This is a genomic window from Streptomyces sp. NPDC021562, from assembly GCF_040640875.1.
In the GTDB taxonomy this organism is placed as follows: domain Bacteria; phylum Actinomycetota; class Actinomycetes; order Streptomycetales; family Streptomycetaceae; genus Streptomyces.
In genome coordinates, this window is the sequence record NZ_JBFACN010000007.1 from 327,933 (window position 1) to 351,393 (window position 23,461).

General features: G+C 70.6%; 18 protein-coding genes. 13 read left to right on the top strand and 5 right to left on the bottom strand.

Annotated elements, in window-relative coordinates; genetic code table 11:
* Window positions 1-231: 231 nt before the first annotated feature.
* Entirely contained in the window at window positions 232-888 is a 657-nt protein-coding gene (locus AB0G52_RS14020) for an MBL fold metallo-hydrolase (protein WP_132886130.1), read from the bottom strand.
* Window positions 889-935: 47 nt separating this feature from the next.
* A complete protein-coding gene (locus tag AB0G52_RS14025; protein ID WP_132886129.1) occupies window positions 936-1,622 on the bottom strand; it encodes a maleylpyruvate isomerase family mycothiol-dependent enzyme in 687 nt (228 codons plus the stop codon).
* Between the two features lie 224 nt (window positions 1,623-1,846).
* Here AB0G52_RS14025 and uvrA point away from each other — a divergent pair, with 224 nt between their 5' ends.
* A complete protein-coding gene (gene uvrA, locus AB0G52_RS14030) occupies window positions 1,847-4,804 on the top strand; it encodes an excinuclease ABC subunit UvrA (RefSeq protein ID WP_132886128.1) in 2,958 nt (985 codons plus the stop codon).
* 191 nt (window positions 4,805-4,995) lie between these two features.
* Here the strand turns inward: uvrA and AB0G52_RS14035 are convergent, their stop codons facing one another.
* On the bottom strand, window positions 4,996-5,907 hold the full coding sequence (locus AB0G52_RS14035; RefSeq protein ID WP_132886127.1) for a carbohydrate kinase: 912 nt from the start codon (window positions 5,905-5,907) through the stop codon (window positions 4,996-4,998).
* Window positions 5,904-6,962 (bottom strand): LacI family DNA-binding transcriptional regulator, encoded by a 1,059-nt coding sequence (locus AB0G52_RS14040; protein ID WP_361336511.1) that lies wholly within the window; start codon window positions 6,960-6,962, stop codon window positions 5,904-5,906. Before AB0G52_RS14040 ends, AB0G52_RS14035 begins: the two co-directional genes overlap by 4 nt.
* Before the next feature lie 325 nt (window positions 6,963-7,287).
* Here AB0G52_RS14040 and AB0G52_RS14045 point away from each other — a divergent pair, with 325 nt between their 5' ends.
* On the top strand, window positions 7,288-7,716 hold the full coding sequence (locus tag AB0G52_RS14045; RefSeq protein WP_361336513.1) for a Rieske (2Fe-2S) protein: 429 nt from the start codon (window positions 7,288-7,290) through the stop codon (window positions 7,714-7,716).
* Between the two features lie 7 nt (window positions 7,717-7,723).
* On the opposite strand, the gene AB0G52_RS14050 is transcribed toward AB0G52_RS14045, so the two are convergent.
* Entirely contained in the window at window positions 7,724-8,671 is a 948-nt protein-coding gene (locus tag AB0G52_RS14050) for a hypothetical protein (RefSeq protein ID WP_361336515.1), read from the bottom strand.
* A 704-nt stretch (window positions 8,672-9,375) separates the two neighbouring features.
* On the opposite strand from AB0G52_RS14050, the gene uvrC reads away from it, so the two are divergent.
* The 11 genes from uvrC to pgi all read left to right on the top strand — a co-directional run.
* The gene (gene uvrC / locus AB0G52_RS14055) at window positions 9,376-11,508 is read left to right on the top strand and encodes an excinuclease ABC subunit UvrC (protein WP_132886123.1); all 2,133 of its coding nucleotides are present in this window, start codon (window positions 9,376-9,378) and stop codon (window positions 11,506-11,508) included.
* On the top strand, window positions 11,505-12,545 hold the full coding sequence (gene rapZ, locus AB0G52_RS14060) for an RNase adapter RapZ (protein WP_361336517.1): 1,041 nt from the start codon (window positions 11,505-11,507) through the stop codon (window positions 12,543-12,545). The genes uvrC and rapZ overlap by 4 nt, the downstream gene beginning before the upstream one ends.
* Complete coding sequence (gene yvcK / locus AB0G52_RS14065) at window positions 12,542-13,609, top strand: uridine diphosphate-N-acetylglucosamine-binding protein YvcK (RefSeq protein WP_132886121.1); 1,068 nt, start codon at window positions 12,542-12,544, stop codon at window positions 13,607-13,609. The genes rapZ and yvcK overlap by 4 nt, the downstream gene beginning before the upstream one ends.
* Window positions 13,600-14,589, top strand: a complete 990-nt coding sequence (gene whiA / locus AB0G52_RS14070; protein ID WP_132886120.1) for a DNA-binding protein WhiA — start codon at window positions 13,600-13,602, stop codon at window positions 14,587-14,589. Before yvcK ends, whiA begins: the two co-directional genes overlap by 10 nt.
* 180 nt (window positions 14,590-14,769) lie before the next feature.
* Window positions 14,770-17,724 (top strand): M14 family zinc carboxypeptidase, encoded by a 2,955-nt coding sequence (locus AB0G52_RS14075; protein ID WP_361336520.1) that lies wholly within the window; start codon window positions 14,770-14,772, stop codon window positions 17,722-17,724.
* 251 nt (window positions 17,725-17,975) lie between these two features.
* On the top strand, window positions 17,976-18,986 hold the full coding sequence (gene gap, locus AB0G52_RS14080; protein ID WP_132886118.1) for a type I glyceraldehyde-3-phosphate dehydrogenase: 1,011 nt from the start codon (window positions 17,976-17,978) through the stop codon (window positions 18,984-18,986).
* Window positions 18,987-19,136: 150 nt separating this feature from the next.
* The gene (locus AB0G52_RS14085; RefSeq protein ID WP_361336523.1) at window positions 19,137-20,348 is read left to right on the top strand and encodes a phosphoglycerate kinase; all 1,212 of its coding nucleotides are present in this window, start codon (window positions 19,137-19,139) and stop codon (window positions 20,346-20,348) included.
* Between the two features lie 7 nt (window positions 20,349-20,355).
* A complete protein-coding gene (gene tpiA, locus AB0G52_RS14090; protein ID WP_132886116.1) occupies window positions 20,356-21,132 on the top strand; it encodes a triose-phosphate isomerase in 777 nt (258 codons plus the stop codon).
* A 141-nt stretch (window positions 21,133-21,273) separates the two neighbouring features.
* On the top strand, window positions 21,274-21,504 hold the full coding sequence (gene secG, locus AB0G52_RS14095; protein ID WP_189942979.1) for a preprotein translocase subunit SecG: 231 nt from the start codon (window positions 21,274-21,276) through the stop codon (window positions 21,502-21,504).
* A 210-nt stretch (window positions 21,505-21,714) separates the two neighbouring features.
* Window positions 21,715-22,050 carry an RNA polymerase-binding protein RbpA gene (locus tag AB0G52_RS14100; protein ID WP_003976875.1) on the top strand — a complete coding sequence of 112 codons (336 nt, stop codon included), beginning with the start codon at window positions 21,715-21,717 and terminating at the stop codon, window positions 22,048-22,050.
* A gap of 164 nt (window positions 22,051-22,214) precedes the next feature.
* Window positions 22,215-23,461, top strand: a 1,247-nt coding sequence (gene pgi / locus AB0G52_RS14105; protein WP_361336525.1) for a glucose-6-phosphate isomerase, incomplete at its 3' end; no start/stop codon positions are given.

Sequence of the window (23,461 nt, forward strand, 5' to 3'; positions counted from 1 at the left end):
CGGGTGTTGCGGTTCTGTGAACGCGGCCGCTCACCGGGCGCGCGGACCCGCCGGGGCCGCCGGCCGAGGGCGGGGAATGATGACCGGCGGCCCGTACCGCCCAGGAGCCGTCATCCTGTGCGGGGCTGCCCCCAGTTGACCGCGCCACCACGCGCGCCGGGAGCGTGCGCTGGGCTCCGGCGCGTGCGAACTGTTCACACGGGGCGCGCGATTGATATGCACGCCCCCTGTTCACCACCCGCGCGCGTGCCACTCCGGCAGGTGCGGGCGTTCCGTACCCAGGGTGGTGTCGTTGCCGTGGCCCGGATACACCCAGGTCTCGTCCGGCAGGACCGCGAAGATCTTCGTCTCGACGTCGTGGATCAGGCTGGCGAAGGCCTTCGGGTCCTTGTGCGTGTTGCCGACCCCGCCGGGGAAGAGGCAGTCGCCCGTGAAGACGTGCGGATGGCCGTGCGGGTCGTCGTAGACCAGGGCGATCGAGCCGGGGGTGTGGCCGACGAGGTGGCGGGCGGTCAGTTCGACCTGGCCGACCCGGATGACGTCGCCGTCGTCGACGAGGACGTCCGTGGTGACCGGGATGCCGGTGGCGTCCTCCCGGCCCGCGTACGTGCGCGCTCCGGTGGCGGCGACGACCTCGGCCAGCGCCTGCCAGTGGTCGCCGTGCCGGTGCGTGGTGACGACGGACGCGATGCCGTCGTCACCGATCGTGCCCAGGAGCGTCTCCGCCTCGTTGGCCGCGTCGATCAGCAACTGCTCGTCCGTGGCGCGGCAGCGCAGCAGATAGGCGTTGTTGTTCATCGGCCCGACCGCGATCTTGGTGATCATCAGGTCCTTGAGCTCGTGCACGTCCGCCGGCCCGCCGACCGTGACCTCTCCGCTGTACGTCATGGCGGTCAGCCTATAGCGGGCACGGTCCCGTCGGACGGTTCGCCCGCTTACAGGGGCGGCAGCTTCGGCAGCTCTCCGCCGGACGGCTCCAGCGCGGTTCCGTCGCGGCGTCCGCAGAGCCAGCCGAGCAGGTCCGCGGGCCGGCCCTGGACGGTGACCTCCGTCTGCGGTGCCTGCCGTCCCGTGCGCCACGCGCGCGTGCCGTCCGTGATCCGGGTCGCCGGTACGTCGGGGTTCCCCAGGAAGCGGTCGGCGAGGAAGCCGATCTCCCGCTCGGTGAACTCCTCCGGCAGGTCCTCCAGCTCGTACCCGGTCCCGAGGTCGACATGGTGCAGCTCGACCTCGACCCAGCGCCGGAACGGCACCCGGTCCGCCGTGTCGGTCACGCCGTTGCGCAGCTCCACCGTGCGCGTCCAGTCCGCGGGCACGTCCGCCTGGGCCCGGAACGCCGTGTGACTCGCGCGCAGGTCCGCCAGCTGCGCGTCCAGCGGGCGCGGCGCGTCCCGCTCGATGTCGGAGTCCCGCGCCTCGGCGGAGGCGTACATGGGGCGGCCGTCCAGGACGTTCACGAGCGCGTCCGCGTTGCGGGCGAGGTGGGCCAGCACGTGGCCGACCGTCCAGCCGGGCAGCCGTGACGGCCGGGCGACAGCCGCGTTGTCCAGTGCGGCGACCGCGCTGAGCAACCGGTCGGTCGCTTCCTGTACAGCCGCCAGGTCATGAGCGTGATCAATCATGGGGCTGACAGTAGTGCGGCCACCCCTTCGGGTGAAGGTTTCCGGCGGGCTCCGTAAATCGAATGCGCGTGCTATATCGTCGTTGACGGCGTCGGGCATGCTGGATGGTCCGGGATTGTTTACGCATCCAGGAATCCGTCCGGCGTTGTCAGTGGCTCCCCCTAGTCTGAAGAAGCACGGGGCCCTGCCCCTGTCACTTCTCTCAAGAAAGGTGCGGACCGGCTGTGGCCGACCGTCTCATCGTCCGTGGCGCGCGCGAGCACAATCTGAAGAACGTCTCGCTCGACCTGCCTCGTGACTCGCTCATCGTCTTCACGGGGCTGTCCGGGTCGGGCAAGTCCTCCCTGGCCTTCGACACGATCTTCGCCGAGGGCCAGCGTCGCTACGTGGAGTCGCTCTCCTCGTACGCCCGCCAGTTCCTCGGGCAGATGGACAAACCGGACGTGGACTTCATCGAGGGCCTGTCCCCGGCGGTGTCCATCGACCAGAAGTCGACCTCGCGCAACCCGCGCTCGACGGTCGGCACCATCACCGAGGTCTACGACTACCTCCGGCTGCTCTTCGCGCGCATCGGCAAGCCCCACTGCCCCGAGTGCGGCCGCCCGATCTCGCGCCAGTCGCCGCAGGCCATCGTGGACAAGGTGCTGGAGCTGCCGGAGGGCAGCCGCTTCCAGGTGCTCTCGCCGCTGGTGCGCGAGCGCAAGGGCGAGTTCGTCGACCTCTTCGCCGACCTCCAGACCAAGGGCTACAGCCGCGCGCGCGTGGACGGCGAGACCGTCCAGCTGTCCGACCCGCCGACGCTGAAGAAGCAGGAGAAGCACACCATCGAGGTGGTCATCGACCGCCTCACGGTGAAGGGCACCGCCAAGCGCCGTCTCACCGACTCCGTGGAGACCGCCCTCGGCCTGTCCGGCGGCATGGTCGTGCTCGACTTCGTCGACCTCCCCGAGGACGACCCGGAGCGCGAGCGCATGTACTCGGAGCACCTGTACTGCCCCTACGACGACCTCTCCTTCGAGGAGCTGGAGCCCCGCTCCTTCTCCTTCAACTCGCCCTTCGGCGCCTGCCCCGAGTGCACCGGCATCGGCACGCGCATGGAGGTCGACCCGGAGCTGATCGTCCCGGACGAGGACAAGTCCCTGGACGAGGGCGCCATCCACCCCTGGTCGCACGGTCACACCAAGGACTACTTCGGCCGCCTGATCGGCGCCCTCGCGGACGCGCTGGGCTTCCGCACCGACATCCCCTTCGCCGGTCTGCCGCAGCGTGCCAAGAAGGCCCTGCTCTACGGTCACAAGACCCAGATCGAGGTCCGCTACCGCAACCGGTACGGCCGCGAGCGGGTGTACACCACGCCCTTCGAGGGCGCCGTGCCGTTCGTCAAGCGCCGGCACAGCGAGGCCGAGAGCGACGCCAGCCGTGAGCGCTTCGAGGGCTACATGCGCGAGGTGCCCTGCCCGACCTGCCAGGGCACGCGTCTGAAGCCGATCGTCCTCGCCGTCACCGTCATGGAGAAGTCGATCGCCGAGGTCTCGGCGATGTCGATCAGCGACTGCGCGGACTTCCTGGGTGAGCTCAAGCTCAACGCACGCGACAAGAAGATCGCCGAGCGCGTGCTCAAGGAGGTCAACGAGCGGCTGCGCTTCCTGGTCGACGTCGGCCTCGACTACCTCTCGCTGAACCGCGCGGCAGGCACCCTCTCCGGCGGTGAGGCCCAGCGCATCCGCCTGGCCACCCAGATCGGCTCCGGCCTCGTCGGCGTCCTGTACGTCCTGGACGAGCCGTCGATCGGTCTGCACCAGCGCGACAACCACCGCCTGATCGAGACCCTGGTCCGGCTCCGCGACATGGGCAACACGCTCATCGTCGTCGAGCACGACGAGGACACGATCAAGGTCGCCGACTGGGTCGTGGACATCGGTCCCGGCGCCGGCGAGCACGGCGGCAAGGTCGTGCACAGCGGCTCCCTCAAGGAGCTGCTCGCCAACGCCGAGTCGCAGACCGGTCAGTACCTGTCGGGCAGGAAGTCGATCCCGCTGCCCGACATCCGCCGCCCGCAGGACCCGTCCCGCCGGCTCACCGTGCACGGCGCCCGGGAGAACAACCTCCAGGACATCGACGTGTCCTTCCCGCTGGGCGTGTTCACCGCCGTCACCGGCGTGTCCGGCTCCGGCAAGTCGACGCTGGTCAACGACATCCTCTACACCCACCTGGCCCGCGAACTGAACGGCGCGCGCAACGTGCCGGGCCGGCACACGCGCGTGGACGGCGACGACCTCGTCGACAAGGTCGTGCACGTCGACCAGTCGCCCATCGGCCGCACCCCGCGGTCGAACCCGGCGACCTACACCGGCGTCTTCGACCACATCCGCAAGCTGTTCGCCGAGACCACCGAGGCGAAGGTCCGCGGCTACCTGCCGGGCCGCTTCTCCTTCAACGTCAAGGGCGGCCGCTGCGAGAACTGCGCGGGCGACGGCACCATCAAGATCGAGATGAACTTCCTCCCGGACGTCTACGTCCCCTGCGAGGTCTGCCACGGCGCCCGGTACAACCGGGAGACCCTGGAGGTCCACTACAAGGGCAAGTCCATCGCCGAGGTCCTGAACATGCCGATCGAGGAGGCCACGGAGTTCTTCGAGGCCGTCCCGTCGATCGCCCGCCACCTCAACACGCTCAAGGACGTCGGTCTCGGCTACGTCCGCCTGGGCCAGTCCGCGACCACGCTGTCCGGCGGTGAGGCGCAGCGGGTGAAGCTCGCCAGCGAGCTGCAGCGCCGCTCCACGGGCCGGACCGTCTACGTCCTCGACGAGCCGACCACCGGTCTGCACTTCGAGGACATCAGCAAGCTGCTGAAGGTCCTGTCCGGTCTCGTCGACAAGGGCAACACGGTCATCGTCATCGAGCACAACCTCGACGTGATCAAGACCGCGGACTGGGTCATCGACATGGGTCCGGAGGGCGGCGCCGGCGGCGGACTCGTCGTCGCCGAGGGCACCCCCGAGGAGGTCGCCGGCGTCCCGGCCAGCCACACCGGCAAGTTCCTGCGCGAGATCCTCGGCGCCGACCGCGTCAGCGACGCCAGCTCGGTGAAGGCACCGCGCAGGACGACGGCGAAGAGGACGGCCGGGGTCACGAAGAAGGCGGCGCCCGCGAAGAAGACGACGCGGGCCCGCAAGGCCTGACCCCCACCCGGTCACCGGATTCGACAAATCCAGACATGTGCGGCGCCCCGCGGGAACTTCCCGCGGGGCGCCACGCGTTGCATCATCAGCCGCCCGATCTCCGCGGGCAGGACGAACCTTGACTCCTCAACAGCGGAAACGAAGCCGAACCGGCAAGGTCGACGACACCGGCCGACAGCGCCGACCATCCCTCAGGGAATCGCGAGTTCGGCAGCGTACGGCGGCTCGGCGCCCGCCCGTGAACAGGTGACCGCGGCAGCCCGGGCCGCGAAGCGCAGCAGCGTCGTCCAGCCGTCGGCGTCCAGCCCCAGGAGCGCCTCGGCGGACAGCGCGTCCCGGGCCGCCAGACCGTGCAGCAAAGCCGCGTTCACGGTGTCACCGGCGCCGATCGTGTCCACGACGGCGACCTCCTCACCCGGGACGGAGTACACGGTGCCGTCACGGGTGAAGGCGCTGAGACCGTCACCACCATGGGTGATCACGACCGCCGACGGCCCCGACGCCAGCCACTCGTGCGGGGTGCCGCCCAGCCACAGCGCGTCCTCCTCCGAGAGCTTCAGGAGCGTCACCGACGGCAGCCAGCTCTTGAACCGCGCCCGGTAGGCGTCCGGATCGGGGATCAGAGCTGTCCGGATGTTCGGGTCGAGGGCGATGAACAGGCCCTGCCCGGCCGCGCCGCGCATCAGCTCCTCGTAGGCGCCCGCCCCCGGTTCCAGGACGAGCGAGAGAGTCCCGAAGGAGACCGCACGGGTGGCTGCGGGAAGGGCGACCGGGGCGGTGAACAGACGGTCGGCCGTGCCGTCGACGTAGAAGGAGTAGGAGGCGGAGCCGTGCGGGTCGACGGTGGCGACCGCCAGGGTGGTCGGCTCCGCACCGCGTGCCACGAGGGAGACGTCCACCTCCGCCCGCCGCAGCCCGTCCAGCAGGGCCTCGCCGAACGCGTCGTTCGAGGCGCGGGAGCAGAACGCGGTGGGGGAGCCCAGGCGGCCGAGCGCCACGGCCGTGTTGTACGGGCCGCCGCCGAGCGCCGGCCGCAGGGCGGCGAGGGCGCCCGTGCCCTGCGGTACCAAATCGATCAGCGCTTCACCGGCGACGACGATCACGAGAGAGTTCCTTCCCTGGAGGGCTCGGGGTGCTCGGGCTGCTGCGGACACCCGCACGAGGTCCGGTGCACGAAGGCGCAGGGGAGCCGTACGGTGCGGGCGGGCCGGTCGGGTGCGGCCAGTCGCTCCAGGAGCACCCGGACCGCCTCGGCACCGATCTGTCTGCTGGGCTGGGCGACGGCGGTGAGCCGGGGCGAGAACAGATCGGCCCAGGCGAAGTCGTCGAAGCAGCACAGGGCGATGTCGTCGGGCACGGAGCGGTCGTGGGTCTGGAGGGCGCGCAGCGCGCCGATGGTCATCGCGTTGTTGGCGGTGACGAGCGCGGTGGGCGGCGCCGCGAGCGCCATCAGGACGGCGACGGCCCGCTCGGCACCGGTGGACTCGGAGTGGCCGGAGACGATCAGGTCCTCGTCCGGGGCCAGCCCGGCGGCGGCGAGCCCCTGCCGGTACCCGGTGATCCGCTCGTCGGTGGTGCTCAGTCCGGGCAGCCCCGCGACCAGGCCGATCCGTCGGTGTCCCAGGGCGGCCAGATGGGTGACGAGCCGGGCGGTCGGTCCGGTGTTCTCGGCGCAGACCTGGTCGAAACGCGGGGCGGGGTCCGCGCCGCAGTCGATCACCCGGTCGAGCAGGACGGTCGGCACGGCATGGCGGCCGAGGTAGGCGAGAAGTCCGTCCGGGGCGGCGGAAGGAGCGACGATCATGCCGTCGACACGGCGTTCGTGGAGGAGCTGGACGACCTTGCGTTCATGGTCGGGGTCGTCGTGGGGGTCGGCGATGAGCAGGCTGTAGCCGTGCTCCAGGGCGGCGGCCTCGACACCCTGGAGGATCTCGGTGAAGTAGGGGTTGCTGATCGCCGAGACCGCGAGCCCGATGGAGCGGGTGCGGGAGGTCACCAGGGAGCGGGCGAGAGTGTTCGGGGTGTAGCCCAGTTCCTCGACGGCGTCGAGGACGGCCTGGCGGGTGTGCGGCAGCACCGGGCGGGTCTCGTTCAGCACATGGGAGACGGTCGCCACGGAGACACCCGCACTCCGCGCCACGTCGGCCATGGTGGGCATGGATTCCCCTTCTCCGCTTCCCCGCCTGGGCAAGGACCCGGGCAGGGCTCCCCTCTAACGCCGGGCCTGCCGCGAGCCTCCGGCCGGGAAGCTACCCCATCCGACGTCTCCGCGTAAACGCTTGCGCAAGCGTTTACGTCCGGCGCGGGCGAGCTGCGCCCGAGTGCCGACCCGCCCGAAGCCGGACAGACCGGCCCGGGTATCGTCGCCCTGCGCGATTCGGGGCGGCCGTTCCGTGACGGCGCTCCCCGCTGCCGCGGTCCGCCCCCGGTCACGTACACCAGACGCCTCCGCAGACCCCGCCCTCGACCCCTGGGAGCCCCTCATGACCGCCCGTCCCTCCGCGAGCCGTCGTACCGTCCTGCGCGGGACGGCGGCCGTCCCGGTCGCCGGACTGGGACTGGCGGCCTGCTCGGCGCCCGGTGGGGGAGCCGCGGCGGACGCGACGCCGACCGCGCCCGTCGACCTCGGGGCCGAGCGCGAGGTCGTCAAGGGCGGTGCCAAGCTCTACCGGGAGCACAACGTCGTCGTGAGCCGGGCCGGCGACGGCACCCTGAAGGCGTACAGCACGATCTGCACGCACGCGGGGTGTCCGATCAACAAGCTCCAGGGGACGACGCTGGTCTGCCCCTGCCACGGCAGCGAGTTCGATGCCGTGACCGGGAAGGTGGTGCGGTCACCGGCCACCGAGCCGCTGAACGAACTGCCGGTCAAGGCGGCGAACGGCCGGATCGTGGCCGGGCCGGGCGCCTGAGACCGGGTCAGTCCCAGTCCCAGCCGATGCCGAGCAGACCCGGCCGTACCCGGGGCTCGACCAGGTGGACGGAGCGGTGCAGCCCGCTCAGCGGCAGGTTCTGCCGGCCGCTGCGCGGGGCCGCGGCCGAGTGCTGGGCGAACCGTTGACAGCGGGCCGGCAGCGCGCCGGCGGCGAAGTGCACCTGGAGGGTGTACTGACCACCGGGAAAGCCGAAACCGCGCACGTACTCACGGGAGACACCGGCCGTGCCGTCCTCGACGGCGTAACGGAAGAGAAAGGTGTCGCCGGAGCGCAGCTGGGTGTCGAAGAGCAGCTCGGCCACGAGCAGGCCGGTCTCCTGGTCCGAACGGACGCGCCCTGTACGGCAGTTCTCCAGCGCGTGCACGCTCATGTGCTGCGGGGCGCAGCCCGGGTCGCCGTGGTGGACGGCCACGAAGCGGTCGATGCCGTCCCGGTGGGCGCGCACGATGTGCTGCGACTCGCGGCCGGCCAGTTCACGCCGGGCGCCGATCCGCACCCGCTCGTGGTGTCCGAGGGTGTGCAGGCCGCCGTCGAGGGACCAGCCGAGCTCGGCCTGGAGCCGGTCGACGACGTCGGAGGCCTCGACCAGCGAGCGGTAGGAGCGGGCCCCGGGACGGCGCACGGCGGAACCCTGCTCGGTCTCGGCCAGGAGACGTATCAGGGACTCGTCCGGGAGCTGCAGGATCTCCTCCAGCGCGCGGACGGCCCGCAGCGACTCCGGACGCTGGGGGCGGCGGGCGCCCTGCTGCCAGTAACTCAAGCTGGTGACGCCCACCTTGACCCCGTGACGCGACAGATGGTGCTGCACGCGCTGGAGGGGCAGCCCGCGGGCGGCGATCGCGGCGCGCAGGGCCACATGGAAGGGGCCGCCGCGCAGGACCGTGTCCAGTTCCGCGATGGCGACGTCCGCGTGCTGTGTGCCGTGCCGCATGCAGGGGCCTTTCTCTTGGGGGGTTCTCAACGGCTGGTCAGGCCGTCGGCGCGGTCCGGGGCCACCCCGTCGGTGCCGGGGCGGCCGCGCTTGGGTACGCCGCGTCCGCGGGCCGTCGCTCGCGGCCCCGAGTTCCCCCGCATTGAAGCGTGTTGACCAATCCCCGACAACACCTCGGGCCGGCCGGGGGCGGCCACCTGGCCGAGGCGTGACCCCCGGCGCGGGGATCCAGCGGGCTCGGCGGTGCCGGACGTGTGCCGTCGAGCGGAGATCGTCAGAAGGAGGGGTGAGGAAGGGGGGAAGCCGCGCACGCCCGTCGTGACCGGCTCGGCGGCTGCACAGGGGACAAGGGCGCGGCCGCCGGCCAGCCTCCGGCACGCGCCGCGCCCCAGCCGTTCGCTGCGGCGCCGACGTGGCCGATTCCAAGACCGGGACGGACTGGACTTCCGGGCGGACCGGGACGACCGCCGACCGGGACGACCGCCGATCGGGACGACTCACGACCGCGGACCGCGAACGAACGTCACCGCACGGTTCCACGCCCCGGGCCCCCCGCTCCCGGCCCCCGCCACAGGCCGTCATCCCGACGGTCTCCGGCGTCAGGGCCCCGGACCGGCGTGCCGCCCCGGCTCCCGGCCGTTCCGGACGCCCCCGGGGGCCCACAGGGCGTCGCGGTGTCGGCGCTCGCCAGTAGGGTGTGAGACATGGCCGACCCCTCCAGCTACCGCCCCAAGCCGGGACAGATCCCGGACTCTCCCGGGGTGTACAGGTTCCGTGACGAGCACCGCCGGGTGATCTACGTCGGAAAGGCGAAGAGCCTGCGCCAGCGCCTGGCGAACTACTTCCAGGACCTGGCGAGCCTGCACCCCCGCACCCGGACGATGGTCACCACCGCCGCGTCCGTGGAGTGGACCGTGGTGTCCACGGAGGTCGAGGCGCTCCAGCTGGAGTACTCCTGGATCAAGGAGTACGACCCCCGGTTCAACGTCAAGTACCGCGACGACAAGAGCTACCCGTACCTCGCGGTGACGATGAACGAGGAGTTCCCCCGCGTCCAGGTGATGCGCGGTCACAAGAAGAAGGGCGTGCGCTACTTCGGCCCGTACGGCCACGCCTGGGCCATCCGGGACACCGTCGACCTGCTGCTGCGCGTGTTCCCGGTGCGCACCTGCTCCGCCGGGGTGTTCAAGAACGCCGCCCGCACCGGCCGCCCCTGTCTGCTCGGCTACATCGGCAAGTGCTCGGCCCCCTGCGTCGGCCGGATCGACCCCGAGGACCACCGCGAACTGGCCGAAGAGTTCTGCGACTTCATGGCCGGCCGCACCGGCACCTACCTCCGCCGTCTGGAGAACCGGATGACGGAGGCGGCCGAGGAGATGGAGTACGAGCGGGCCGCCCGGCTCCGTGACGACATCGGGGCCCTCAAGAAGGCGATGGAGAAGAACGCGGTCGTGCTCGCCGACGCGACCGACGCCGACCTCATAGCCGTCGCCGAGGACGAGCTGGAGGCGGCCGTCCAGATCTTCCACGTGCGCGGCGGACGGGTGCGCGGCCAGCGCGGCTGGGTGACGGACAAGGTGGAGGAGATCACCACCGCCGCTCTCGTCGAGCACGCCCTTCAGCAGCTCTACGGCGAGGAGACCGGGGACGCCGTTCCCAAGGAGGTGCTGGTCCCGGCCCTGCCAGACCCGCTGGAGCCGGTCCAGGAGTGGCTCACCGGCCGCCGCGGGTCGAACGTCTCGTTGCGGATTCCGCAGCGCGGCGACAAGAAGGCCCTGATGGAGACCGTGGCGCGCAACGCCCAGCAGGCGCTCGCCCTGCACAAGACCAAGCGTGCCTCCGACCTCACCACGCGTTCGCGCGCGCTGGAGGAGATCGCCGAGGCCCTCGACCTGGACAGCGCCCCGCTGCGCATCGAGTGCTACGACATCTCCCACCTCCAGGGCGACGACGTGGTGGCCTCCATGGTCGTCTTCGAGGACGGCCTCCAGCGCAAGAACGAGTACCGCCGCTTCCAGATCAAGGGCTTCGCCGGGCAGGACGACGTGCGCTCCATGCACGAGGTGATCACCCGCCGCTTCCGCCGCTACCTCGCCGAGAAGGAGAAGACGGGGGAGTGGGTCGAGGACGGCGACACGGGAGGCCCCCTCACGGACGCCGCCGCCCCCACGAACGCCGCCCTCACGGGCGCCGACGCCTACTCCGACGGCGCCCCTGTCAACGGCTTCAAGGAGGAGGACGGCCGCCCCAAGAAGTTCGCGTACCCGCCCCAGCTGGTGGTCGTCGACGGCGGCCGGCCGCAGGTCGCCGCCGCCAAACGCGCACTCGACGAGCTGGGCATCGACGACATCGCCGTCTGCGGTCTCGCCAAGCGCCTCGAAGAGGTCTGGCTGCCCGAGGACGAGGACCCCGTGGTCCTGCCCCGCACCAGTGAGGGCCTCTACCTGCTCCAGCGCGTCCGCGACGAGGCGCACCGTTTCGCCATCACCTACCAGCGCACCAAGCGGGCCAAGCGGTTCCGCGCCGGCCCCCTGGACGACGTACCGGGCCTGGGCGAGACCCGCAAACAGGCGTTGATCAAGCATTTCGGCTCGGTGAAGAAGCTGCGGTCCGCCACAATCGAACAGATCCAGGAAGTCCCCGGGATAGGCCGCAAGACGGCCGAGACCATCGCCGCGGCCCTCGCCCAGGCGGCCCCGGCCGCACCCGCCGTGAACACGGCGACGGGAGAGATCATGGATGACAGGGAAGACGAGGCGCCCGAGACGACGGCGGACGCCTCGGGGGAGCCCGTACCCGCGGGCGCCCCGGACGATCGACGGGGGCAGGAGAGATGACCGAGCGAGACGTACAGGGCACGGCCGGGCGAGATCCGGCGTTCGGTGAGACACAGGGCGAGCCCGGGCGGACGCCCGGCGAGGCGCGCCGGGATCAGCCGCAGCAGGCGGAAGCGGTCCAGGAAAACGGAGCAGAAGTGAGCACGGACGTCACCCCGGCCGGGGCCGCCGAGGCGGCCATCCCCGAGCTGGTGATCATCTCCGGCATGTCGGGGGCCGGTCGTTCGACGGCGGCGAAGTGTCTGGAGGACCTCGGCTGGTTCGTCGTCGACAACCTCCCGCCCGCCCTCATCCCCACCATGGTGGAGCTGGGTGCCCGCTCGCAGGGCAACGTGGCCCGGATCGCGGTCGTCGTGGACGTGCGCGGCCGGCGCTTCTTCGACAACCTGCGGGAGTCCCTCGCGGACCTGGACAGCCGGGGCGTCACCCGCCGGATCGTCTTCCTGGAGTCGTCCGACGACGCGCTGGTCCGCCGCTTCGAGTCGGTGCGCCGCCCGCACCCCCTGCAGGGCGACGGCCGGATCGTCGACGGCATCGCCGCCGAGCGGGAACTGCTGCGCGAGCTGCGCGGTGACGCCGACCTGGTGATCGACACCTCCAGCCTCAACGTGCACGAGCTGCGCGCCAAGATGGACGCCCAGTTCGCCGGCGAGGAGGAGCCGGAGCTGCGGGCGACGGTGATGTCGTTCGGGTTCAAGTACGGCCTGCCGGTCGACGCCGACCTGGTCGCCGACATGCGGTTCCTGCCCAACCCGCACTGGGTTCCGGAGCTGCGCCCGTACACCGGGCTCAACGAGGAGGTGTCGGCGTACGTCTTCAACCAGCCGGGCGCCAAGGAGTTCCTCGACCGGTACGCCGAGCTGCTGCGGCTGATCGCGACCGGGTACCGGCGCGAGGGCAAGCGTTACGTGACCATCGCCATCGGCTGCACGGGCGGCAAGCACCGCTCGGTCGCCGTGTCGGAGAAGCTCGCCGCCCGTCTGGCCGCCGAGGGAGTGGAGACCGTAGTCGTGCACCGGGACATGGGGCGCGAGTGACCGGACGTTCTCCGCGGCTGGGCAGGCTGCGCCGGATGGTGCCGGAGAGCCGCGCGGGCCGTCCCGTCGAGGTCCGCGGCGCCCGGCCGCGCCGCCGGGGCACCCAGCCCAAGGTGGTCGCCCTGGGCGGCGGCATGGGCCTGTCCGCCTCGCTCGCCGCGCTGCGCCGGATCACCGGCGACCTCACCGCCGTCGTCACCGTCGCCGACGACGGCGGCTCCAGCGGGCGGCTCCGCGACGAGCTGGGTGTGCTCCCCCCGGGTGATCTTCGCAAGGCGCTCGCCGCGCTGTGCGGGGACGACGACTGGGGCCAGACCTGGGCCCGGGTCATCCAGCACCGCTTCCAGTCCAAGGGCGACCTGCACGAGCACGCGGTCGGCAACCTGCTGATCGTCGCCCTGTGGGAACAGCTCGGTGACCATGTCCAGGCCCTGGACCTGGTCGGCAAGCTGCTCGGCGCGCACGGCCGGGTGCTGCCCATGTCCGCCGTGCCGCTGGAGCTGCAGGCCCTGGTCAAGGGGCATGATCCGGGGCGGCCCGACGAGGTGGACATCGTCCGGGGCCAGGCCACCGTGGCCCTGACGCCGGGTGAGGTGCAGTCCGTGCACCTGGTGCCGCACGACCCGCCGGCCGTGCCGGAGGCCGTCGAGGCGGTCCTGGACGCGGACTGGGTGGTGCTCGGCCCCGGCTCCTGGTTCTCCTCGGTGATCCCGCACCTGCTCGTCCCGGAGCTGAGTGACGCGCTCATCGAGACGAAAGCCCGTAAGGTCCTGTCCCTGAACCTGGCACCGCAGCCGGGAGAAACCGAAGGCTTCTCCCCGCAGCGTCATTTGGAGGTTTTGGGGCGACACGCCCCTAAACTCGCCCTGGACGTGGTGCTGGCCGACGAGGCCGCCGTGCCCGACCGCGACTCGCTCACCGAAGCCGCCAAGCGGCTGGGAGCCGCGGTCGAGCTGGGCCCCGTGGCCCGGACCGACGGTTCACCCCGGCATGACCCGGAGCTGTTGGCCGCCGCGTACGACCGTATTTTTCGGATGCATGGAAGGATCGGCCCATGGCGATGACGGCAGCGGTGAAGGACGAGATCTCCCGGCTACCCGTCACCCGGACCTGCTGCCGGAAGGCGGAGGTCAGCGCCATTCTGCGGTTCGCGGGCGGCCTCCACCTGGTGAGCGGGCGCATCGTGATCGAGGCGGAGCTGGACACCGCGATGGCCGCCCGGCGCCTCAAGCGGGACATTCTGGAGATCTTCGGCCACTCTTCCGAGCTGATCGTGATGGCCCCCGGCGGACTGCGCCGCGGCTCGCGCTACGTCGTACGGGTGGTGGCCGGCGGCGACCAGCTGGCCCGCCAGACCGGGCTCGTGGACGGCCGGGGCCGGCCGATCCGGGGCCTGCCCCCGCAGGTGGTCTCCGGGGCCACCTGTGACGCCGAGGCGGCCTGGCGCGGCGCATTCCTGGCGCACGGCTCGCTGACGGAGCCCGGCCGTTCCTCCTCCCTGGAGGTCACCTGCCCCGGCCCGGAGGCCGCCCTCGCGCTGGTCGGCGCGGCCCGCCGGCTGTCCATCGCCGCGAAGGCCCGCGAGGTGCGCGGGGTGGACCGGGTGGTCGTCCGTGACGGTGACGCGATCGGTGCCCTGCTGACGCGGCTCGGCGCGCACGAGTCGGTGCTGGCCTGGGAGGAGCGCCGGATGCGCCGCGAGGTGCGCGCCACCGCGAACCGCCTCGCCAACTTCGACGACGCCAACCTGCGCCGCTCCGCCCGCGCGGCCGTCGCCGCCGGCGCCCGGGTGCAGCGTGCCCTGGAGATCCTCGGTGACGAGGTCCCCGAGCACCTCGCCGCGGCGGGCCGGCTGCGCATGGAGCACAAGCAGGCCTCCCTGGAGGAGCTGGGCGCGCTCGCCGACCCGCCGCTGACGAAGGACGCGGTGGCGGGCCGGATCCGCCGGCTGCTCGCGATGGCCGACAAGCGCGCCTCGGATCTGGGCATCCCGGGCACCGAGGCCAACCTCTCCGAGGAACTGGCCGACAACCTCGCGGTCTGAGACAGCGTCGAGACGCCGGTGCCGACGACCGATCGTGGTCGTCGGCACCGGCGTTTGCGAGCTTATGGTCCGCTTGTGTACTACCGGTGGGCTGTCCGTGAGTCGCCCTTGACTCGATCATGAAGTGTCATGAGCCTGGCATGAGTTCGCCGCCGTGGCGGACCACTGCTAGGGGGGTACATGAGACACAGAGCGAGATCGATCCTCGCTGTCGGCGCGCTCCTGATCGGCGGAGCCGCTCTCGCACCCATGGCCCAGGCGCAGACCGCCGGTTCGGGCACCACCGGCCCGGACGAGGTGAAGGTCTTCCACGCCGACGTCACCAAGAAGCAGATTCCCCTGTTGCTCGAGGCCGGCCAGGACGGCAGCGAACTCGGCGACCAGGTCACCGGATCCGGGAAGACGGAAGTCGAGCTCTACCTCACCGACCAGCAGGCCGGGAAGCTGCGGAAGCAGGGTGTCGCCCTCACCGAGCACACACTCTCCGCCAGGGCCGAGGTGCGGGTCGGCAACGCCGCCCAGGGCGTCTTCCGCCCCTACAGCGGCAGCGGCGGGCTGAAGGAGGAGATCCTCCGCACTGCCCGGGCCAACCCCGGCCTCACCAAGGTCGAGTCCATCGGGAAGACGATCGGCGGCCAGGACATCCTCGCGCTCAAACTGACCAAGGGCGCGAAGAAGTCGAAGGACGGCTCCAAGCCGTCCGTGCTGTACGTGTCGAACCAGCACGCGCGGGAGTGGATCACGCCGGAGATGACCCGCCGGCTGATGCACTACTACCTGGACAACTACCGCACCGACAAACGCATCAAGAAGATCGTCGACTCGACCGAGCTGTGGTTCGTCCTTTCGGCCAACCCCGACGGCTACGACTACACCTTCCGGAGCCCCGACACCCGCCTGTGGCGCAAGAACCTGCGGGACGTCAACGGCGACGGGGTCATCGACACCGGTGACGGCGTCGACCTCAACCGCAACTTCGGCTACAAGTGGGGCTACGACGACGAGGGTTCGTCACCCAACCCCACCAGCGAGACCTACCGCGGCGCCCGCCCCGAGTCCGAGCCGGAGACCAGGGCGCTGGACGGGTTCGAGAAGCGGATCGGCTTCACGTACGGCATCAACTACCACTCGGCCGCCGAACTGCTGCTCTACGGCGTCGGCTGGCAGGTGGCCACCCCCACCCCGGACGACGTGCTCTACAAGGCGCTCGCCGGTACCCCGGACAACCCGGCGATCCCCGGCTACCACTCGCAGGTCTCCTCGGAGCTGTACACCACCAACGGCGAGGCGGACGGCCACGCCTCCAACGTCAACGGCATGGCGATGTTCACCCCGGAGATGTCGACCTGCCAGACGGCCTCCGACCTCGACCCGAACGACGCCTGGAACGCCGCGGACTGCCAGTCGGTCTTCAACTTCCCGGACGACGAGAAGCTGATCCAGGACGAGTTCGTGAAGAACATTCCGTTCGCGCTCTCCGTCGCCGAGACCGCCGCCCACCCCGACCGGCCGAGCTCCTCGGTCGGGCTGAGCGCCGCCGACTTCACCCCGGCGACGTTCAGCACCTCGTACGCGCGCGGCGCCGACCAGGAGGTCTCCGTCGTCGTCCGCAAGGCGGTCCGCGACAAGAGGCTCAGGTACCGCGTCAACGGCGGCCGGACGCACGACACGGCGCTCAGGCACTGGAAGGGCGGCGAGACCTACGGCGGCGCGGACGACCTCTACTTCGACGAGTACCGGGCCAAGGTGAAGGGCGGCGCGCCGGGCGACAAGGTCGAGGTGTGGTTCACCGGCGAGAGCCGGGGCGGCAAGAAGGTCTCCAGCAGCCACTTCACGTACACCGTGGCGCGGCGACCCGCGGCGGACACCCTGGTGGTCGCCGAGGAGGGCGCCAAGGCGACCCAGGCGGGCGCCTACGTCGACGCGCTGAAGGCCGCCGGGCACAAGGCGGTCGTCTGGGACGTCGCCACCCAGGGCGCGCCCGACGCGCTCGGCGTGCTGGCGCACTTCAGGACGGTCGTGCACTACTCCGGCACGAGCGGCCCCGGCAACGACACCCAGCTCCAGCTGCGCGCCTACCTCAACGAGGGCGGCAAGCTGATCGAGGCCGGCGAGCTGGCCGGCGGCAGCGTCAACCTGGGTGACGGCACCCCGTCGGACGACTTCAGCCAGTACTACCTGGGCGCCTACTCCCGTACCTCGACGCCGGGGGCCACCGGCTTCACCGGCTCCGGCGCGCTGGGCGGGTTCTCCGGCCCGCTGAGCGGTACCGCCGCCAACCCCCTCGACAAGGCCGGGACCTACTCCGTCACCTCGGACGAGCTCGCCGCCGACACCCATCCCCAGTTCGCCAGTGCGGGCGCGGGACAGTTCGCCGGGACCGTCAACCCGTACGGGCCGTACTCCGGGTCGTACATGGCCGCGGCCGTCCACACCGACGACGCCTACAAGCGCCTCACCCGCACCGTCGACCTCACCGGTGTCACCGCGGCCGACCGGCCGACCCTCAGCACCAAGCTGCTGTGGGACACCGAACCGGGCTACGACCACGCGATCGTCGAGGTCCACACGGTCGGCGCCGACGACTGGACGACCCTGCCCGACAAGGAGGGCGCCGCCAAGGACGCCGTACCGTCCGAGTGCGGGGCGGGCTTCCTGATCGCCGAGCACCCGTGGCTCAAGCACTACCTGACCATCGGGGACGGCCAGTGCGCCGCGACCGGCACCAGCGGCACCTGGCACAGCTTCACCGGCAGTTCGGCGGGCTGGCAGACCGCGAGCTTCGACCTGAGCGCGTACGCCGGCAGGTCCGTCGAGGTCTCCGTCTCCTACGTCACCGACCCGGGCACCGGCGGGCACGGCGTCCTCCTCGACGACGCCTCGCTCGTGCTCGACGGCAAGGCGGCCGAGACGGAGGGCTTCGAGACGTCCCTCGGCCCCTGGAGCGTCGCCGCGCCGCCCCCGGGCAGCCCGGCCGTCCTCAAGGACTGGACGCGCACGGGAGCCCTGTTCCGGACGTACGGCGCGGTCACCACGGACCGCAGCGTGCTGCTCGGCTTCGGTCTGGAACAGGTCACCTCGGCCGCCGATCGTGCCGCTCTGGTGAAGAAGGCGTTGACGGCACTCGACAAGTGAGCCGACCCGCTCACGAACGAGTGAAAGAAGGGTGAGTACGGGTCGGCATTCCCGGTCAGAACCGGGCAATTCGATCCACGATCCGAGGTGGTCCGTACCCCTACTGGCGGGTACGGACCGCCTCGCCGTGTATGGGGCATCTGGATGTCACCACGGGAGCCTCAGGGAGGTAGGGTCGTGGGTGGTCGGGGACATCCCAAATACAGCTCGCCGGCACCGCATGGCCGGCGTACCAACGAGGAGATCGGTTCGTGACGATCCGCGTAGGCATCAACGGCTTCGGTCGTATCGGTCGCAACTACTTCCGCGCGCTGCTGGAGCAGGGCGCTGACATCGAGATCGTGGCTGTCAACGACCTGGGTGACACCGCGACCACCGCGCACCTGCTGAAGTACGACACGATCCTGGGCCGCCTCAAGGCCGAGGTGTCGCACACCGCCGACACGATCACCGTCGACGGCCACACCATCAAGGTGCTGTCCGAGCGCAACCCCGCCGACATCCCCTGGGGCGAGCTGGGCGTCGACATCGTCATCGAGTCGACGGGCATCTTCACGAAGAAGGCCGACGCCGAGAAGCACATCGCCGGCGGCGCCAAGAAGGTCCTCATCTCGGCTCCGGCCAAGGACGAGGACATCACCATCGTGATGGGCGTCAACCAGGACAAGTACGACCCGGCGAACCACCACGTCATCTCCAACGCCTCCTGCACCACCAACTGTGTGGCGCCGATGGCGAAGGTCCTCGACGAGAATTTCGGCATCGTCAAGGGCCTGATGACGACGGTCCACGCGTACACCAACGACCAGCGCATCCTGGACTTCCCGCACAAGGACCTGCGCCGCGCCCGGGCCGCCGCCGAGAACATCATCCCGACCACCACGGGTGCCGCGAAGGCCACCGCGCTGGTCCTCCCGCAGCTCAAGGGCAAGCTGGACGGCATCGCCATGCGCGTCCCGGTCCCGACCGGCTCCGCCACCGACCTGGTCGTGACGCTGCAGCGCGAGGTCACCAAGGACGAGGTCAACGCCGCGTTCAAGAAGGCCGCCGAGGACGGCGACCTGAAGGGCTACCTGGCGTACACCGAGGACGAGATCGTCTCCTCGGACATCGTCAGCGACCCGGCCTCCTGCACCTTCGACTCCTCCCTGACCATGGTCCAGGAGGGCAACACGGTGAAGGTCCTCGGCTGGTACGACAACGAGTGGGGCTACTCGAACCGCCTCGTCGACCTCACGGTCTTCGTCGGCAGCCAGCTCTGATCGACCGAGCACGCACCTCGATGCGGTAGCAGGGCTCGGGCAGCGCACCGTCGCGCTGCCCGGGCCCTGACGCACGTAAGGATCGACCCGCCGTCTACGGTTCGATCAGCCCTCGTACGATCAAGAGCCCTCCTGTAGGAGTCCCCAACCATGAAGACGATCGACGAACTCCTCGCCGAAGGCGTCGACGGCAAGCGGGTCTTCGTCCGCGCCGACCTCAACGTGCCGATGGCCGACGGCCTCATCACCGACGACGGCCGCATCCGCGCCGTACTGCCCACCGTCAAGGCCCTCGCCGACGCGGGCGCCAAGGTGGTCGTCGCCTCCCACCTGGGCCGCCCCAAGGGCGCCCCGGACCCGCAGTTCTCCCTGCTGCAGGCCGCCGAGCGGCTCGGCGAACTCCTCGGCGCCCCGGTCGCGTTCGCCCAGGACACCGTCGGCCCCGCCGCCCACGACGCCGTGAACGGCCTCGAGCCCGGCCAGGTCGCGGTCATCGAGAACCTGCGCTTCAACGCCGGCGAGACCGCCAAGGACGACACCGAGCGCGGCGAGTTCGCCGACCGGCTCGCCGCCCTCGCGGACGTCTACGTCGGCGACGGCTTCGGTGCCGTGCACCGCAAGCACGCCTCCGTCTACGACCTCCCGGCCCGGCTGCCGCACTACGCCGGCTACCTCATCGCCACCGAGGTCGGCGTCCTGAAGAAGCTCACCGAGGACGTCCGGCGGCCCTACGCCGTCGTGCTCGGCGGCGCCAAGGTCTCCGACAAGCTCGCCGTGATCGACCAGCTGCTCGGCAAGGCCGACCGGATCCTCGTCGGCGGCGGCATGGTCTACACCTTCCTCAAGGCCAAGGGGTACGAGGTCGGCAGCTCCCTCCTCCAGGAGGACCAGCTCGCGACCGTTACCGAGTACCTCGAGCGCGCCGAGAAGACCGGCGTCGAGATCGTGCTGCCCGTCGACACCGTGGTGGCCGCCGAGTTCCCGGACCTGTCGGCCAAGGCCCCCACCCACCCCGACACGGTTCCCGCGGACGCCATGCCGGCCGGCCGGATGGGCCTGGACATCGGCCCGGAGACCAGCAAGCTGTACGCCTCGAAGCTCGCCGACGCCGCCACCGTGTTCTGGAACGGCCCCATGGGCGTCTTCGAGCACCCCGACTACGCCGCGGGCACCCGGGCGGTCGCCCAGGCCCTCGTGGAGTCCGACGGCTTCACCGTCGTGGGCGGCGGTGACTCCGCAGCCGCCGTCCGCATCCTCGGCTTCGACGAGAACGCGTTCGGACACATCTCGACCGGTGGCGGCGCCTCCCTCGAATACCTCGAGGGCAAGACGCTCCCCGGCCTCGCCGCACTGGAGGACTGACCCCGTTATGACCACCCGCACGCCGATCATGGCGGGCAACTGGAAGATGAACCTCAACCACCTCGAGGCCATCGCACACGTCCAGAAGCTCGCCTTCGCCCTGGCCGACAAGGACTACGAGGCCGTCGAGGTCGCCGTCCTGCCGCCCTTCACCGACCTGCGCTCCGTGCAGACCCTGGTCGACGGCGACAAGCTCAAGATCAAGTACGGCGCCCAGGACATCTCGGCGCACGACTCCGGCGCCTACACCGGTGAGATCTCCGGCCCGATGCTGGCCAAGCTGAAGTGCACGTACGTGGTCGTCGGCCACTCCGAGCGCCGCCAGTACCACGCCGAGACCGACGAGATCGTGAACGCCAAGGTGAAGGCCGCCTACAAGCACGGTCTGACCCCGATCCTGTGCGTCGGCGAAGAGCTGGACGTCCGCGAGGCGGGCAACCACGTCTCCCACACCCTCACCCAGGTCGAGGGCGGTCTCAAGGACCTCCCCGCCGAGCAGGCCGAGTCGATCGTCATCGCCTACGAGCCCGTGTGGGCCATCGGCACCGGCAAGGTCTGCGGCGCCGCGGACGCCCAGGAGGTGTGCGCCGCCATCCGCGGCAAGCTCGCCGAGCTGTACGGCCAGGAGCTGGCCGACCGGGTCCGCATCCAGTACGGCGGCTCCGTCAAGTCCGGCAACGTCGCCGAGATCATGGCCCAGGCCGACATCGACGGCGCCCTGGTCGGCGGTGCCTCGCTGGACACCGACGAATTCGTCAAGATCGTGCGTTTCCGCGATCAGTGAGCGCACCCGCGAGTAGGCGCTAGCGACGATCCGTCGTACCCTTGCGGGGCCGAGACCTGAAGGGAAGCCGCTCCACGCTCCGCGTGACGGTCCCGGCCCCGCAGTCCATCCGTATCCGAGGAAGTTGGTCCAGCCGTGGTTTTGGGGTTCTCGATCGCCCTGATCGTCTTCAGCCTGCTGCTGATGCTGCTGGTGCTGATGCACAAGGGCAAGGGCGGCGGCCTCTCCGACATGTTCGGTGGCGGCATGCAGTCCTCCGTCGGCGGCTCCTCGGTCGCCGAGCGGAACCTGGACCGGATCACCGTGGTGATCGGTCTGCTGTGGTTCGCGTGCATCATCGTCCTCGGCCTGCTGATGAAGACGAACAGCTGATCCGCGACTCGCACACACGCACAATCCGCACGTAAGGCCCCATGTTCGGTACGCGCACCTGAGCGCGGCCTATCATGGGGCTTGCGTCTAGGTGCGGGGACGGTAACTCCCAACACTGGACGCGCGTTGGGCCTTACGTAGACTGAGGCGCTCGCAACGAAGCGACACGCCGACTCGCTTCGCGGCACCATCACGCAGGGAGTTACGACCGTGGCAAGTGGCAACGCGATCCGAGGTAGCCGGGTCGGGGCGGGGCCGATGGGCGAGGCCGAGCGCGGCGAGTCCGCGCCGCGTCTGCGCATCTCCTTCTGGTGCTCCAACGGGCACGAGACGCAGCCCAGCTTCGCCAGCGACGCGCAGGTGCCCGAGACCTGGGACTGCCCGCGCTGTGGCTTCCCGGCAGGTCAGGACCGGGACAACCCGCCGGACCCGCCGCGCACCGAGCCGTACAAGACGCACCTCGCGTACGTACGGGAGCGGCGCAGCGACGCGGACGGCGAGGCGATCCTCGCCGAGGCGCTCGCCAAACTGCGGGGCGAGATCTAGGAGTTGGTACCGGCCGGGAGCCTTCGGGCGTCCGGCCGGAGTCGTCTGCGCGGCCGGTGCCCGGCCCGTTGTCACGGCGCCCCGCGCTGATCAACTAGGTTGGGACCGGCAGACGGGGCAGCCGTGCAACAGGACAGGTGCAAGGAAGAAGGCTGAAGTCGCACATGAACGCAGACGGCCGTACCAGGCTCGACCAGACGCCCGAGTGGACCGCGCTCGTCAGGCACCGCGAGGAACTCGCCGACACCCGTCTCCGGGACCTGTTCGCGGCCGACCCGGGGCGCGGCACGGGCTACACGCTCCAGGTCGGCGACCTCCACATCGACTACAGCAAGCACCTGGTCACGGACGAGACCCTGGCCCTGCTCCAGGAGCTGGCCGCCGCCACCGACGTCTTCGGGCTGCGGGACGCCATGTTCCGCGGCGAGAAGATCAACATCACCGAGGGCCGCGCGGTGCTGCACACGGCGCTGCGCGCCCCGCGGGACGCGGTGATCGAGGTCGACGGCGAGAACGTCGTACCGCGGGTGCACGCGGTCCTGGACAAGATGAGCGCCTTCGCCGAGCGGGTCCGCTCGGGCGAGTGGACCGGCCACACCGGCAAGCGCATCCGCAACGTCGTCAACATCGGCATCGGCGGCTCCGACCTGGGTCCCGCGATGGCCTACGAGGTGCTGCGCAGCCTCACCGACCGCGACCTCACGGTCCGCTTCGTCTCCAACGTCGACGGCGCCGACCTGCACGAGGCCACCCGTGACCTGGACGCGGCGGAGACCCTGTTCATCGTCGCCTCCAAGACGTTCACCACGATCGAGACGATCACCAACGCGACCTCGGCCCGCAACTGGGTGCTCGGTGAACTGAAGGCCGGTCAGGAGGCCGTCGCCAGGCACTTCGTGGCCCTCTCCACCAACGCCGGCAAGGTGACGGACTTCGGCATCGACCCGGACAACATGTTCGAGTTCTGGGACTGGGTCGGCGGCCGCTACTCGTACGACTCCGCCATCGGCCTCTCCCTGATGATCGCCATCGGCCCGGACCGCTTCCGCGAGATGCTGGACGGCTTCCACCTGGTCGACGAGCACTTCCGCACCGCCCCCGCCGAGGCCAACGCGCCGCTGCTGCTGGGCCTGCTGGGCATCTGGTACGGCAACTTCTTCGACGCCCAGTCGCACGCGGTGCTGCCGTACTCGCACTACCTGTCCAAGTTCACCGCCTACCTCCAGCAGCTGGACATGGAGTCCAACGGCAAGCACGTCACGCGGGACGGCAAGGACGTCGACTGGACCACGGGCCCGATCGTCTGGGGCACACCGGGCACCAACGGCCAGCACGCCTACTACCAGTTGATCCACCAGGGTACGAAGCTGATCCCGGCGGACTTCATCGGCTTCGCCGAGCCGGTCGCCGA